13 protein-coding genes and 1 riboswitch are annotated in these 13,385 nt (G+C 64.8%); of the genes, 3 read left to right on the forward strand and 10 right to left on the reverse strand.

All coding sequences use genetic code 11. The features are described from left to right. Positions 1–37: 37 nt before the first annotated feature. The 10 genes from O0882_RS23845 to glyA form a co-directional block, all read right to left on the reverse strand. Positions 38–673: a riboflavin synthase gene (locus O0882_RS23845; RefSeq protein WP_289952092.1), complete on the reverse strand. Its 636-nt coding sequence runs from the start codon at positions 671–673 to the stop codon at positions 38–40. Positions 674–703: 30 nt separating this feature from the next. Next, entirely contained in the window at positions 704–1,804 is a 1,101-nt protein-coding gene (gene ribD / locus O0882_RS23850; RefSeq protein WP_289952095.1) for a bifunctional diaminohydroxyphosphoribosylaminopyrimidine deaminase/5-amino-6-(5-phosphoribosylamino)uracil reductase RibD, read from the reverse strand. Positions 1,805–1,839: 35 nt separating this feature from the next. Then, positions 1,840–2,370, reverse strand: coding sequence for a GspH/FimT family protein (locus tag O0882_RS23855; RefSeq protein WP_289952097.1), 531 nt, complete (start codon positions 2,368–2,370; stop codon positions 1,840–1,842). 123 nt (positions 2,371–2,493) lie between these two features. Then, positions 2,494–2,994: a type IV pilin protein gene (locus tag O0882_RS23860; protein WP_289952099.1), complete on the reverse strand. Its 501-nt coding sequence runs from the start codon at positions 2,992–2,994 to the stop codon at positions 2,494–2,496. Positions 2,995–3,051: 57 nt separating this feature from the next. Next, positions 3,052–6,939, reverse strand: a complete 3,888-nt coding sequence (locus O0882_RS23865) for a PilC/PilY family type IV pilus protein (RefSeq protein ID WP_289952101.1) — start codon at positions 6,937–6,939, stop codon at positions 3,052–3,054. After that, the gene (locus tag O0882_RS23870) at positions 6,936–7,544 is read right to left on the reverse strand and encodes a PilX N-terminal domain-containing pilus assembly protein (RefSeq protein WP_289952102.1); all 609 of its coding nucleotides are present in this window, start codon (positions 7,542–7,544) and stop codon (positions 6,936–6,938) included. The genes O0882_RS23865 and O0882_RS23870 overlap by 4 nt, the downstream gene beginning before the upstream one ends. Before the next feature lie 60 nt (positions 7,545–7,604). Further along, on the reverse strand, positions 7,605–8,573 hold the full coding sequence (locus O0882_RS23875; RefSeq protein ID WP_289952104.1) for a PilW family protein: 969 nt from the start codon (positions 8,571–8,573) through the stop codon (positions 7,605–7,607). Continuing rightward, positions 8,570–9,160, reverse strand: a complete 591-nt coding sequence (gene pilV / locus O0882_RS23880) for a type IV pilus modification protein PilV (RefSeq protein ID WP_289952106.1) — start codon at positions 9,158–9,160, stop codon at positions 8,570–8,572. The genes O0882_RS23875 and pilV overlap by 4 nt, the downstream gene beginning before the upstream one ends. 221 nt (positions 9,161–9,381) lie before the next feature. Further along, positions 9,382–9,843, reverse strand: a complete 462-nt coding sequence (gene nrdR / locus O0882_RS23885; protein ID WP_034759169.1) for a transcriptional regulator NrdR — start codon at positions 9,841–9,843, stop codon at positions 9,382–9,384. Between the two features lie 143 nt (positions 9,844–9,986). After that, a complete protein-coding gene (gene glyA, locus O0882_RS23890) occupies positions 9,987–11,231 on the reverse strand; it encodes a serine hydroxymethyltransferase (protein WP_116743599.1) in 1,245 nt (414 codons plus the stop codon). A 111-nt stretch (positions 11,232–11,342) separates the two neighbouring features. After that, positions 11,343–11,467: riboswitch (ZMP/ZTP riboswitch) on the reverse strand. Positions 11,468–11,782: 315 nt separating this feature from the next. Between glyA and ybgC the strand changes: the two genes are divergently transcribed. The 3 genes from ybgC to O0882_RS23905 are packed head-to-tail and all read left to right on the forward strand — an operon-like array spanning position 11,783 to position 13,376. Beyond that, positions 11,783–12,184 (forward strand): tol-pal system-associated acyl-CoA thioesterase, encoded by a 402-nt coding sequence (gene ybgC / locus O0882_RS23895; protein ID WP_289952108.1) that lies wholly within the window; start codon positions 11,783–11,785, stop codon positions 12,182–12,184. Between the two features lie 46 nt (positions 12,185–12,230). Next, entirely contained in the window at positions 12,231–12,920 is a 690-nt protein-coding gene (tolQ, locus tag O0882_RS23900; RefSeq protein ID WP_071078726.1) for a protein TolQ, read from the forward strand. Between the two features lie 15 nt (positions 12,921–12,935). Continuing rightward, positions 12,936–13,376 (forward strand): ExbD/TolR family protein, encoded by a 441-nt coding sequence (locus tag O0882_RS23905; protein ID WP_242428498.1) that lies wholly within the window; start codon positions 12,936–12,938, stop codon positions 13,374–13,376. The last annotated feature ends 9 nt before the right edge of the window (positions 13,377–13,385 follow it).

Here is a 13,385-nt window from a genome sequence, read left to right on the forward strand (position 1 = left end):
GTGTTGCTGTGTTCAGTTGCTGTGTTCAGTTCTTATTTCAGGCGGCAACCTTGTCCAGCGACAACATGCGCTCGACATAGCGGGCGATCAGGTCGATTTCCAGGTTGACCTTGCCATCGACCGTCAAGTGCTTCAGGGTCGTCATGGCGATGGTGTGCGGAATCAGGTTGATCGAGAAGCGGCAGCCATTGACGGCGCCCGCGCCCAGGTCTTCCACGCGGTTGACGGTCAGGGATACGCCATTGACGACGACGGAACCTTTGAAGGCCAGGTATTTCGCCAGTTCATGCGGCGCTTCGATGACCAGCTCCCACGATTCGCCCACGGCTTCGAACTTGCGCACGATGCCCAGGCCGTCGACGTGGCCGGACACCAGGTGGCCTCCCAGGCGCTCGGCCAGGGTCAGGGCCTTTTCCAGGTTCACTTCCGTGGTCGTATCGAGGCCCACGGTGCAATTGAGGCTTTCGCGCGAGACATCGACGGCAAAGCCCGTGTCCGACTTTTCCACCACCGTCATGCAGGCGCCATTGATGGCGATCGAATCGCCCAGGGCCACGTCGGCCAGCGGCAAGCCGCCCGCATGGATGGTCAGGCGCACGCCGGCATCGAGGCCGCCTTCGAGTGCTTGCACGGTTTCAATCTTGCCGATGGCGGCAACAATTCCTGTAAACATGGAGCTAACCTTATAAAAAGTGTGAGTGTATTAATTGCGCTGCGCGAATCTTGCAAGGATACGCAAATCCTCGCCCACTTGCTGAACCTGGTGAAATTGCAAAGTGCGCTGCTGTTTGAGATCCGTCAAGGCGGGCAAGGCAAACATGCCTTGCGCATCGCCCAGCAAGGTGGGCGCCAGGTAAACCAGCAGCTCGTCGACGCAGCCTTCGCGGATCAGCGAGCCGTTCAGTCTGGTGCCGGCCTCGACGTGGACTTCATTAATTTGCCGGCGTCCCAGTTCCAGCATCAGCGCGGCCAGGTCGACCTTGCCGTCCCCGTTCGGCAACACGATGACTTCCGCGCCCAGGGCGCGCAGCTGCGCCTCTTTCTCGGGGTTGGCGACGGCCGCCACGATCCACGTGCCGCCGCCTTGCAAGATGCGCGCATCGAGGCTGATGTCGAGCTGGCTGTCAACGACGATGCGGCGCGGCTGGCGCGGCGTCTCGACGGCGCGCACGTTCAATTGCGGATCGTCGGCCTTGACCGTGCCGATGCCCGTCAGGATGGCGCAGGCGCGCGCGCGCCAGGCATGGCCGTCGGCACGCGCTGCCGGTCCCGTGATCCACTGGCTTTGTCCATTGTGCAAGGCCGTCATGCCGTCCAGGCTGGCCGCCGTTTTCATGCGCACCCACGGCTTGCCGCGCTGCATGCGCGAAAAGAAGCCGATATTCATTTCATATGCCACGTCGGCCAGCACGCCCGTGCTGACGGCGATGCCGGCCGCTTCCAGCTTGGCCAGCCCCTGCCCCGCCACCAGCGGGTTCGGGTCCGTCATGGCTGCCACGACGCGCCCCAGCCCCGCGCGCACGAGCGCATCGGAACAGGGCGGCGTGCGGCCATGGTGGTTGCACGGCTCCAGCGTGACGTACGCCGTGGCGCCGCGCACGTCGTTGCCGCTCGCCGCCGCATTCGCCAAGGCTTGCACCTCGGCATGATCCTGCCCCGCCGCCTGCGTCACGCCAGCGCCGATCACCTGGCCATCCCGGACGATCACGCAGCCGATGCGGGGATTGGGCGAGGTCGTGTATAAACCGCGCGCAGCCCATTCCAGCGCCAGGCGCATGCCATCGATATCGTTGAGTATTTCCACGGGCTTCTTTGATAGTGAGTAATAGATAAGTCGGGTTACGAACTGTCGGCCACGCCGCTGCAATTGGCCGCCTGCTGCTGGGGATCGCACACGCGCACCCGGCCCAGCATATTGATTTTAATATGCCGCACCTGCTTTCCCAAAGTCAGGGACAAGGTACCCCAGCGCGCCGCCAGACTATTGGTCGCGCTGCAACTGCGTCCTGCGCCATTGTAGGCGATATAAAACGGCGCCGTGGCCGAGGAAAACGCAAACTGGGCCGCAATGCCCGCCGGCAGCGGCCCCTGACGGAACAGCAATTCGTCGCCGTCATCGAACGCCAGGTTGGCATTGCGGTCGATGAATCCCAGCCAGCCCGTGCCCCAGTCCGTGCCACCAGGCCCGGCCGGCATCAGCAGCACGCGCTGTCCCCGCGCCATCGCCTGCGCCCGCGTCAATTCGATGGCCGAGAACAAGTCCGTCGCCGCCGCGCGCACCTGCTGGCGCGCCAGCACCTGCTGCAAGCTGGGCATGGCCGCGGCCGCCAGCAGCGCCGCAATCGCCAGCACGGCCAGCAATTCGAGCATGGTGTGCCCGAAGGTGTACCCGATCCACGGTGGCCGCCTGTGCAGGCTGCTCCCGTAAGAAAGCGAGAGGCTGCATGGGCGCTGTGCCCCACTGTCCGGTATCGGCTGCCGCGCGGCCATGGCCTAGGGCCAGCAATGGCTGGTGGGGCCGCTGCTGCCGCGCTGGCCAGTGCTGCTCAAGGACAGGACGCCACAATCGGCATCCTGGAATTGCGCATCGACCTTGGACGTGCCCGGCATGGCCCGCAACAACACGCATTGCCCGATAGTCAAGCCGGGGCAGGCGAGCGCCTCGATTTCATACGCGCTGCCGGCCGCGCCCCCTTCGCCGGACCACCACGGAAACGCTTGTACCTGCGGCGCCGGCGAGGCCGAGGAAAATGCCAGATAGTGATTATTTTGCGAATAATAGCGCTCCTGCTGCTGCATCAGCCGCAACAGGGCCGCCTGTCCCTGCACCCGCTTGGCGCGCACGACATGGCCATGATAAGCGGGTACGGCCAGCGCCAGCAGCAGGCTCATGATCGCCAGCGCGGACAACAGTTCGATCAGGCTGAAGCCAAGGGCGGCGGCAGGCGCGCCACCGTGTGCAGCGGGCCAGTTTCCCCTTACCAACGTCCCCATGCGAACTCCCTCTTTTCGAAAAACGCCAGCCGATACGATGCGCCAGCCTTGCTGGGCTTATTTTTTCTTGGCTGCCTCGTGCAATTCGCGCCAGTTCGCCACTTCACGCCAGCTGAGGCGCCGGGCCGGCAGCGGCGCACTGACGACCTTGAGTCCCACCCCGCTTGCCGCACCGGGCAAGCCAGGTTGCAGCACGGCCAGTTCCTTGCGTCCCTCGGCCCGCCCTGCCGCCGTCGCGGCGCCCACCGTGCTGTTCAACTCCAGCGCCAGCGGCGGCGCGCGCGCCAGGCCATCGAACAAGCGCCCCGTCTGTGCGCCCGCCTGCACGACACCGGCGCCATCGGCGGCAAAGCCGCTCAGCACATCGAGCACGTACAGGCGCGTGGCCGGTTTGGCGCAAGCGTCGCGCCCCGGCAGGACGGTGTTGAACAGCACCTTGCCGGCGGCCAGTACGGGACTATTGATGCTGCGTTCGCCCGTCTGCGCGGTGTTCATAAAATCGAGGTACCAGCCACGCCTGGCCTCGCTGCCCGTATAGCGCAGTTCGGCGCCGTCGACGCGCACGCCGCCCACCGCCTCGCCCAAGCCGCGCGGCTCCAGGTCGGCCCGGCTGCGCGTGGGGGATGTTTCCCGCAAATCATCGTGCACGGCATAAAACGACTGTGACAGAAAGGCGGAAGGCCAGGTATCGGCCGCTTCGACCAGCTTGCCCGTGCCGAACAGCAGCACATAGCCGCCACCGGGCGCGTAAGCCACGCTCGGTTGCTGCGTCACGGGCTGGCGCCGCCCCTGCGCGTCGCGCGCGACAAAGACCAGCTTGCGCCCCTGACCCTCCTTCCACGGCGGCCCGCCGGCCATGTCGAGACGCCAGATATTGCCCTGCAAATCGCCGGCATAGATGTACGCCAGCGCACCGTCACCGCCCGGCACCACGGCGGGCGGCCCCAGCGCGTGGAGGATGGCATCGGCATCGGCATCGGCGCCCGCATCAGTATCATGGCCGCCACCGCCGCCACTGGCCACGGGCACCTTGAGCCGGAAGTAATTACCTCCCAACAGCCAGGGTGTGCCAGGCGCCTTGTCCAGCGCCAGCAGAAAAATGGCGGCGGCCGCTGCGGGCGCCGTCGTCTCCTTGCCGTCATTCACATGGTTGTTGTAGCCGCTGGCGACGATGGCAAAATCGCGGTAGGCCGGCGCGCCCTCCTTGCCGCCCATGTTGATGCGCGCAAAGGCGGGCGAGGCGCGCACGTTGCCCATCAGCTTGTCGTCGCTGCCCGTGAATTCCCACAGCGCTCCGTCTTGCGCGAAGCGCGCCGGGTCGGTGATGTCGAGCGCAAACACGCCTTGTGCCCCGCCACCCATGCCCGCCGCCAGCACTGTCTTCCAGTGTCCCGACGCCAGCACTTCCGCCGTGGCCGCGGCTCCATCGAGCATCGGACCCGGATTGTAGTGAGTGCTCGCAGCGGCTGCCGCCGTGTGCAGCAGCGCCTGCGGCAGATAGGCAAACACTTCGCTGCCCGTGCGCGCATCAAAGGCGTGCAGCAAGCCATCGTTGGCGCCCACATACAACATTCTGCGCCGCTGCAGCAGCGCCTGGCGGTGCACGCCATAACCGGCGCCCGGCATGCCCAGCCCCGGCGCGCCCACGTACAGCAGATTGCCGTAGGGTGCCGCGCCCAGGCTGCCTGACCTGCGCCGCAGGAAGCCGCCCGGCTGGCCCACCTCGTGCGTGCGCTGCCCCAGCAGGTACGCCAGGCGCACCTCTCCTTGCCCATCGCCGCCGTCGAATGCGCTGCGCTGCTCCGCACCGAGCCGCGTCCAGGCCAGCGGCATCAGGGCGCCCTTGGCGTCGAGCGTGTAGACGGGACGCAAGGGCGCGGGCGTGCCATCCGGCACGGGCTGCTCCTGCCCGCCGGCGCGCCACCATGGCTTGCCAGGAAGCAGTGCACCATCGGCCCCCACGGCAAACGCGGTGCGCGACAAGCGCATGCTGCCATCGGCCAGGCGCAGCTGCGTCTGAAACCAGTATGCCTCTTCCGTCCCGCTGGCCAGCGCCATCAGGGCCGGTCCGGCAAGCGTCGCTGGCAAGGTGGCCTTGTCGGTGGCCGCAAAGGCTGCGCGCAGTCCCGCGATCAGGGCAGCGGGATCGCTGCCGGGCAAGTAATGGGCGGGCCAGCGGCCATCCACGCTCCACTCCTCCAGCGCGCTGCCCGTAGCGCTCTTGAAGGGGTTGGCGTCGCCGTTCGCATCGATAAAACCGCCATATTTTGCCGCCAGTAACAAAGGCGTAGAGGCGGGAGTGGTGGCGGGCACGCCGGCCGGGTCCCTCTGGCGCAAGTCGCCCGCATAGTGCTCGACCTTTACCATGCCGTCGTTCTTGCCGCCAGGACGCAGCGCCTGCACATGCGACCAGTAGGCCAGTCCTGCCGCATGGTAGCTGGCGCCGCCCGCCCCCTCGGCCAGCAATTCCAGCGCCGCCAGTTCGGCCCGTGGCGCGGGATTACCCTGCGTGCCGCCGCTTTCCAGGCCGCCAACCGCATGCGTCCAGGCCATCGCATCAAACGGCGGCGACGCAAAGCCATCGGCGGCGCGGGCAAGGTCGCCGTTTGATGCGGGAGTCGCCGGGACATTGCCGGGCACGTAACGGTCGCCAGCCATGCCCGCATCGCCGAGGGTGACGACGATGTGGCGCTGGCAGCTGGCCGTTTGCGGGTCGCTCCATTGGGTCACGACCGGCAAGCCGTCGTCGATGGCAGGCGGGGCCGTGACCGGCGGCACCACTGCGCTCGCTTGCCGTCCCTGCAGGTAGCGCAGCGATTCGTACAGCAATTCAGCCAGCGGAGCTGCCCTGGCGTAGGTTCCGGGATGCGCGGTGTTGCCGCGGTCCAGGCCATTGATGTAAGCGGTCACCCCGCCGCCAGGGCCCGCGTCCTGGCCCGCAGCTTGGGCTACATACACGCCAGTGGCGGGATGCCATTCGGCGCCGGCATTGTCTTGCGGCATATAGTCGGGCGCCGTCCAGCGCTGCCGTCCCACGTGGGCCAGCGGCACGCGCAGCACGCCGCCATACACGGGGCCGGCGCTGGCAAACACGCTGCTCAAGTGGCCAAACACGCCCACGCGCACCCTGCCGCCATGGCGCTGCACGGCGCCCACCGGCTTGTAGTGCTTGCCATATGCCAGGCATAAATCGTCGCGCAGCGGCCCCTCGGCAACGTCGCAGACGCGCACGCGGGCGAGGAACACACCATGCGTGGCGGCAGTGCCGGGCGCGTCGCAACTGCCGCCCGGCGGCAAGGTGGCGTCGCCGAACAGCAGGCGGTTGCGGCAGGAAACGATAGCCAGTTGCGCCAGCGCAAACGGCGTCGCCGCCGCCACGCCGGCCTGCAGGACCTTGCGCGGGAAAAAGACAGGGTGGGCAAAGAAGTCGACGGGGCCATCGGTATCGGGCAGCCAGGCGCGCTGCAGCACCGTCTTGCGCACCTCGTCGATGACGCGGTCGCCGCCCGTCAAGGCATAGCGGACGATATCGAGCATGCTGGCGCTGGCCCAATTGAGAAAGTTGCCGCTAAAACTATCGCCGCCGCAGCCGTGCAGCGCATCGGCCCGTTTCAGCACGGAGAAGTAAGCGGTCGCTACGCGCAAGTCCGGCTGCATGACGCCATCCTTGCTGCGATACGGATAGCTGTAGCACATGCGCGCATGAAAGTACCCCAGGTACTCGCGCTGCGGCGCATAGTCGCCGCCATGCGCGGCCGTGGCGGCCGCATGCGTGAGGGACAGATTGAGCAGCAGATTCGGCGGCACCCTGGCGCCGTGCAAGCCCGCGTCGGCCCGCGCCAGCGTCACGGGAGGTTCGGCCGCGACGGCGCCGCCGCAAACCAGGCAAACCAGGCCGATCAGCAGCAGCCAGGCAGACCACAAAGCGGATGAGCAAGCCCTCATGGCCCCGCTCCCGCCGCCTCTTTGCGATAGTAGCTTTGCAGCACGACTTGCGTGCTTTCCTGCGCGCCAAAACCGATGGCCGTGATGCGGTACACATAGCTTTCCGTGGCCAGGCCGCCAGTCACTGTCGCCGCCTGTGCGCCGGGCGGGTGGAACGGCAGCAGTTCGATCAGGTAGCGGGGCCGGCGCGACGGCAGGAAACCCTGCCCCGTCTGCATGACGGCGCCCGTGAACTGGCCATATGGCACGGCGCGGCTCCCCCCTTCGGCGCCATCGAGATCCGTACTTAACCAGAGCGCCGGCGCGTCCGGGGCTGCGGGCAGGCACAGACCCAGTGCGCCTGCCTCGCCACAGCCGTCCGCGAAGCCGGCCGCACTGCCTGGTGCAAAGAGGCTGCTACGCCCCGGCGCGCCGGGCAAGCCTTCGATATCGTTCTGCGCATCCACCAATGCCTCCTCCGCCGCCTGAAACGCGATCTGCCGGTCGCGCTCGCCGCGTGCCGCCTTTTCGCCCTGCAAGGCCATCTGCGCCGCCGATATACCCAGCAGCAAGATGATCACCAGCAGGCACAGCACATACACGAGGGTGGCGCCACCGTGACGCACACGAGCTACGCACCAAGGTTCGCAACAGCGGACGCCCGCGCCAGCCATCGCACCGCCCGCCTAGGCCGGCCCGTTGCGCAGCATGATGCTTATCTGCACCAGTTGCCGCAGCCGCGAGCGCGTTGCTACGGGCAAGGCCGTACGCGCGATGCGCACGCCCGTGTCGCCAGCGCCGTGCGTCTCGGCATACGCCTTGCCAAACAGGTCGAACTGCGCCGGCCCCAGTTCCGCCATCTTGTCCGCCTGGCCCGCTTCGCCATGCAACAGCAGCGCCACGCGCACGCCGGCCACGCGCTTCCAGTGCGTGCGGCTGTGCAAATCGCGCTGGCGCGCGGCCGCATCCGCACCCACCAGCACCAGCGCCGCATCGTAGGCGTCGAGCGCGCTGGCGTTGACATAGCGGTTCGCCACGCCGTCGGGCGGCATATCCGTATCGAGGCCATACAGCACCTGGAAACCGTCGACGCCACGGATGATGGCGTCCGCGCCCCAGCCGTTCGCGCCACGGTATTTGCAGCGCAGCTCGCCTTCGCCATCGGCGCCCTGGGCCACATAGAAAATGCTCCAGCCCCGTTGTGCCTGCGTTTGCGCGGCGCCCACGCCAAAGCCGGCGCAGTTGAGCACGGAACCGTCGCCGCCCTCTTCCTTGCCGGCACCGTAATAGCGCAGGGCCAGCACGTCGCTGCCATGCAGGGCGCCGGGCAGCGCGTCGCTGATGCCGTCGCTGTTCTTGCCCAGGCTGCGCGCGTCGAGCCCGGCGATATTCGCGCTGTCGTGCGCGGCATGGGCGACGGGCGCGGCGCTGCTGTCCCAGTTGACATAGGCCGTCTGGCGCACGGCGCGGGCGATGGTGTCGAGCGCATAGCGGCCGTTGTCGTCCAGGCGCGCGCTGGCGGACTGGTCGCCATAACTGCCGCTGGCCGCCAGCAGCACGCTACTGGCGGCCAGCATCAGCAGCGCGCCCAGCGACAGGGCCACCAGCAATTCGACGAGGCTCATGCCGCGATGCCGGCGCAAGACCGTGTTCATGCGCCGCCTCCGCCCAGCTGGAATGCCAGCCTGGGCAGCGACTCGCCTGCCCCATTCACGGCGGGCGAGCCATCGGGCTGTCGGCCGCGCCAGCCCAGCTTGATGACGATGGGCGCGCCCTTGCCGCCGCTGCACACCCAGTGCAAGCCTTGGGCGGCGGCATCCCAGGCGGACGCATCGCGGCAGATATGCAGGCGCGCGCCGGGCAAGGCCGCTTGCAGTTGTTGTTTCCATTCGGCGATATCGAATTGCGCCAGTTCGGCCGCGCTGCAGGCGGCAACGCCGAGGCAGTCGGGCGCGCCACCGCCTGCTTCCGTGTCGTCCGCCGCCGCATAGGCCACGTTCAGGTAGGGATTGCCCGTATCGGGGCCATTCATGAGCACGCTGTTCGCGCGCATGCGCTCGGCCATGCCGGCGGCCAGTTGCACGCCTGCCGACAACAGCGCTGACTCGTGGCGCGCGCGCAGAGAATGTAGTTGCAGGATGCTGGCGCCCAGCAAGCCCAGCGCCAACAGCAGCAGCGACACCAGCACCTCGACGAGGCTGCTGCCACCCACAGGAAACATCGTGCGACCGCCATTGTGCATGCGCTACTCCCTTCCGCAGACAGAGTCGCAAGAACAGGCGGCCCAGCTACACGATAGGCGCGCGCAAAAAAACGGGTCTGCGCTGGCGCAAACAGCACGGCGATAAGGTGAGAAGAACAGCGTTGGGATTGATCAGACCGCTTGCCAGGCGAACGCTGGCATGGTGAACACGGGGCGCGAAAATGGGGCACATGAGCGCCCCGTTGTCGGCAAAGTGAACGTCAGGGCTTGCGCGCCTGCCCCACTTCGGCGATCGCATCCTGGAACTCGGCCAGGTCTTCGAAATTCTTGTAGACGGAGGCGAAGCGGATGTAGGCGATCTTGTCGAGGCGCTTGAGTTCTTGCATGACGAGTTCGCCGATATAGCCGGAATCGACTTCGCGCAAGCCGCTGGTCAGCAGTTTTTCCTGGATGGAGGCGATAGCCGTATCCACGGAGGCGGCCGCGACGGGACGCTTGCGCAAGGCCAGCATCAAACTGCCGCGCAGCTTATCCGCAGCGAACTCCGTCCGGCTGCCATTCTTTTTGACGACGGCCGGCATGATAAGTTCAATGCGTTCATAAGTGGTAAAACGCTTGTCGCATTTGCCGCAGCGGCGGCGGCGCCGAATGGCATCCCCTTCCTCCGATACGCGCGTATCGAGAACCTGGGTATCGCCGTGCTGGCAAAATGGACATTTCATGGGCTGGCTACAACTTTATAGTAATAATTACGGGAAATCGCCGCCCTTGTACAAAGGGCGCCCGAATCACTCCGGGCGCCCTGGGGCACGAAGGAATGTGTCATACAGAATCTTACTCTGTATGACACATTCTGGACAAATAATTATGCGTACACTGGATGCGCGTCGGCCAGCACTTTCACGGCCGCTTTGACGCGCTCGATGGTGGCGGCGTCATGCGGATTGTCCAGCACGTCGGCGATCAGGTTGCCCACTTCTTCCGCTTGCGCTTCCTTGAAACCGCGCGTCGTCATCGCCGGGCTACCCAGGCGGATGCCCGAGGTGACGAAGGGTTTTTGCGGGTCGTTCGGGATGCCATTCTTGTTGCAGGTGATGTGCGCGGAACCGAGGATGGCTTCGGCTTCCTTGCCCGTCAGGTTCTTGGCGCGCAGGTCGACCAGCATGACGTGCGATTCGGTGCCGCCGGACACGATGCGCAGGCCACGCTTGATCAGGGTTTTCGCCAGCACGTCGGCGTTCTTGACCACTTGCTTCTGGTATTCGACGAATTCCGGGCTCAGCGCTTCCTTGAAGGCGACGGCCTTGCCGGCGATCACGTGCATCAGCGGGCCGCCCTGGATGCCAGGGAAGATGGCCGAGTTGATGGCTTTTTCGTGCTCAGCCTTCATCAGGATGATGCCGCCACGGGGGCCGCGCAGCGATTTGTGCGTGGTCGAGGTGACGAAGTCGGCGAACGGCACCGGGTTCGGGTACAGGCCGGCGGCGATCAGGCCGGCGTAGTGGGCCATGTCGACCATGAAGTAGGCGCCCACTTCCTTGGCGATCTTGCCGAAGCGTTCGAAGTCGATCTTTTTCGAGAACGCCGAGGCGCCGGCGATGATCAGCTTCGGTTTGCGTTCGCGGGCCAGGCGTTCCATCGCCTCGTAGTCGATGTCTTCTTCCGCCGTCAAGCCATACGACACGACGTCAAACCACTTGCCGGACATGTTCAGCGGCATGCCGTGGGTCAGGTGGCCGCCTTCGGCCAGCGACATACCCATGATCAGGTCGCCCGGTTTCAACATGGCGAAGAACACGCCCTGGTTCGCCTGCGAACCGGAGTTCGGCTGCACGTTCGCGCATTCGGCGCCGAACAGCTGTTTCACACGGTCGATGGCCAGTTGCTCGGCCACATCGACATATTCGCAGCCGCCGTAGTAGCGCTTGCCTGGATAGCCTTCGGCGTACTTGTTTGTCAGCTGCGAGCCTTGTGCTTCCATTACGGCTGGCGACGTGTAGTTCTCCGACGCGATCAGTTCGATATGGTCGTGCTGGCGCGTGTTCTCTTTTTGAATGACGGCGAACAATTCAGGATCGACGTTGGCGAGGGTGTGATCTTTTGCAAACATGTAAAAACTCCAAGTATGAGGGTGCTTGTACTGGCAGGTTGGATCGAATGAGGGGAGCCGGCGTTAAGTGAATAACAACATTGGACAGGCAGCCTCTTCGTGCTTTTCCATAGTGGCTACCCAGGCGAACGGCTGATGAAAAATCTCACGTTTCCCGGTGGGTGCCCACCTTTCGCCGGTTTGCCGATCGCCATCCATGGAGATCGCCCGACTTTTCGCCAGTCACGTGAGACGTAATGGAAATCAAATTGTAAGTTAAGTGCCCAAATTGAGCAAGGAATGCAACCGTGCAGCTATAATCGCCGCGCGCCATCGCAGCCTGGGCATGGCCACAGGCCGCCCCAGAGCGTGACTGCGGCTCTTAAGCTGAACGTAAACCTGGCTGCGGCATGTAAGCGTATGTTACGAAGCTTGCCATTGCGCCCCCCGGATTTACAATGCTGCGGTGCAACTTATATGCAGCTTTTGCATGGCTTTCCAGCAAGCGCCCACAGTCACAAGAAGAAAAATCGCGTAAAATGTTGCTCAATCTCACTACTGGCGCAATAAACATGCCTTCAGTCTTTACCTGGAACGTACGTGTCTACTATGAAGACACCGACGCCGGCGGCATCGTCTATTACGCAAATTACCTGAAATTCTTCGAACGCGCGCGTACCGAATGGCTGCGCGCCATCGACGTGGGCCAGCAGGAATTGCTGGAACAGCACGACGCGATGTTCGTTGTCAAAAACGTCAACGCCGACTATCATGCGCCAGCCAGGCTCGATGACACGGTAAGATTAACCTTAAGCATAGAAAAAATGGGGCGCGCCTCCATCGTTTTCCTGCAACAAGCCTGGTGCGGCGACCGCCTGCTGAACACAGCCCGCGTCAAGATCGGCTGCGTCGACTCGGCACTGCGCCCGCGCGCCGTGCCTGATGCAGTGGCGGCCCGCATGCGCGCCGCCTGAGCCCTACCGCCACCCCCGGACAATTCACCCAACAGACTGCCAGCCAATGAACGTTACACAAGATCTTTCTTTCCTCGCGCTCATCTCCAATGCCCATTTGATCGTGCAACTGATCATGGCCCTGCTGCTGCTGATTTCCCTGACCAGCTGGACCTACATCTTCCGCAAGATGTTTGCCGTGCGCCAGGCGCGCAAGCAGACCATCGAATTTGAACGCAGCTTCTGGGCCGGCGGCAACCTGCATGCACTGCATCAAAGCGCCAGCGGCAACCGCGACCAGAGCGGCGCGCTGGCCCGCATTTTTGACGCCGGCATGGGCGAATTCATCAAGGGCAAGGCATCCTACGGTTCGCGCGAAGCGCTGGACGTGGGTGCCGTGCTCGACGGCGCACGCCGCGCCATGCGCGCCGCCTTCCAGCGTGAAATGGACGTGCTCGAATCGCACCTGGCCTTCCTCGCTTCCGTCGGTTCCGTCTCGCCCTACATCGGCCTGCTGGGCACCGTGTGGGGCATCATGAACGCCTTCCGCGGCCTGGCCAACGTGCAGCAAGCTACCCTGGCCGCCGTCGCGCCCGGCATTGCCGAAGCGCTGATCGCCACCGCCATCGGCCTGTTCGCCGCCATTCCCGCCGTCGTCGCCTACAACCGTTTTTCGCATGACATCGACCGCCTGGCGATCCGCTTCGAGAGCTTCGTCGAGGAATTCTCCAACATCTTGCAGCGCCAGTCGCGCTAAGAGGGAGCAAGGTCCATGGGTTCCTCATTCAATAGCGGCGGCATGCGCGGCGGCCGTGGCCGCAAATTCAAGTCCGAGATCAACGTCGTGCCGTATATCGACGTGATGCTGGTGCTGCTGATCATTTTCATGGTGATGCCATCGTCGAACAATCCCAGCGTGGTGAACTTGCCCAACGCGGAAAGGTCGGCCAAACCGCCCGATGACTATATTCAGATCGTGTTGAAACCGAATGGTTCGCTGTCGATCGGCGTCATCGGCAAGGAACAGCTGTCGCCGGAAACGGAGCCGAACCGCGACGCCTTGCTGCGCAAGTTGCGCGGTTTGCACGAAAGCAATCCTGACTATCCCGTGATGATCGCGGGCGACAAGGAAAGCAAGTACGACGATGTGATCCAGCTCATTTCGGAAGCGAAAAAGATGGGCATTACCCGCGTCGGCCTGGCCACCAAGTAAGCGCATTAC

Source organism: Janthinobacterium sp. SUN073, assembly GCF_030397665.1.
Lineage (GTDB): Bacteria > Pseudomonadota > Gammaproteobacteria > Burkholderiales > Burkholderiaceae_D > Janthinobacterium.

Coding starts and splice junctions, on each gene's coding strand:
- O0882_RS23865 (WP_289952101.1), bottom strand. CDS start 6,939: ATGAGGGCTTGCTCATCCGCTTTGTGGTCTGCCTGGCTGCTGCTGATC.
- O0882_RS23905 (WP_242428498.1), top strand. CDS start 12,936: ATGGGTTCCTCATTCAATAGCGGCGGCATGCGCGGCGGCCGTGGCCGC.
- pilV (WP_289952106.1), bottom strand. CDS start 9,160: ATGCACAATGGCGGTCGCACGATGTTTCCTGTGGGTGGCAGCAGCCTC.
- O0882_RS23845 (WP_289952092.1), bottom strand. CDS start 673: ATGTTTACAGGAATTGTTGCCGCCATCGGCAAGATTGAAACCGTGCAA.
- nrdR (WP_034759169.1), bottom strand. CDS start 9,843: ATGAAATGTCCATTTTGCCAGCACGGCGATACCCAGGTTCTCGATACG.
- O0882_RS23855 (WP_289952097.1), bottom strand. CDS start 2,370: ATGCTCGAATTGCTGGCCGTGCTGGCGATTGCGGCGCTGCTGGCGGCC.
- glyA (WP_116743599.1), bottom strand. CDS start 11,231: ATGTTTGCAAAAGATCACACCCTCGCCAACGTCGATCCTGAATTGTTC.
- ybgC (WP_289952108.1), top strand. CDS start 11,783: ATGCCTTCAGTCTTTACCTGGAACGTACGTGTCTACTATGAAGACACC.
- O0882_RS23860 (WP_289952099.1), bottom strand. CDS start 2,994: ATGGGGACGTTGGTAAGGGGAAACTGGCCCGCTGCACACGGTGGCGCG.
- O0882_RS23875 (WP_289952104.1), bottom strand. CDS start 8,573: ATGAACACGGTCTTGCGCCGGCATCGCGGCATGAGCCTCGTCGAATTG.
- tolQ (WP_071078726.1), top strand. CDS start 12,231: ATGAACGTTACACAAGATCTTTCTTTCCTCGCGCTCATCTCCAATGCC.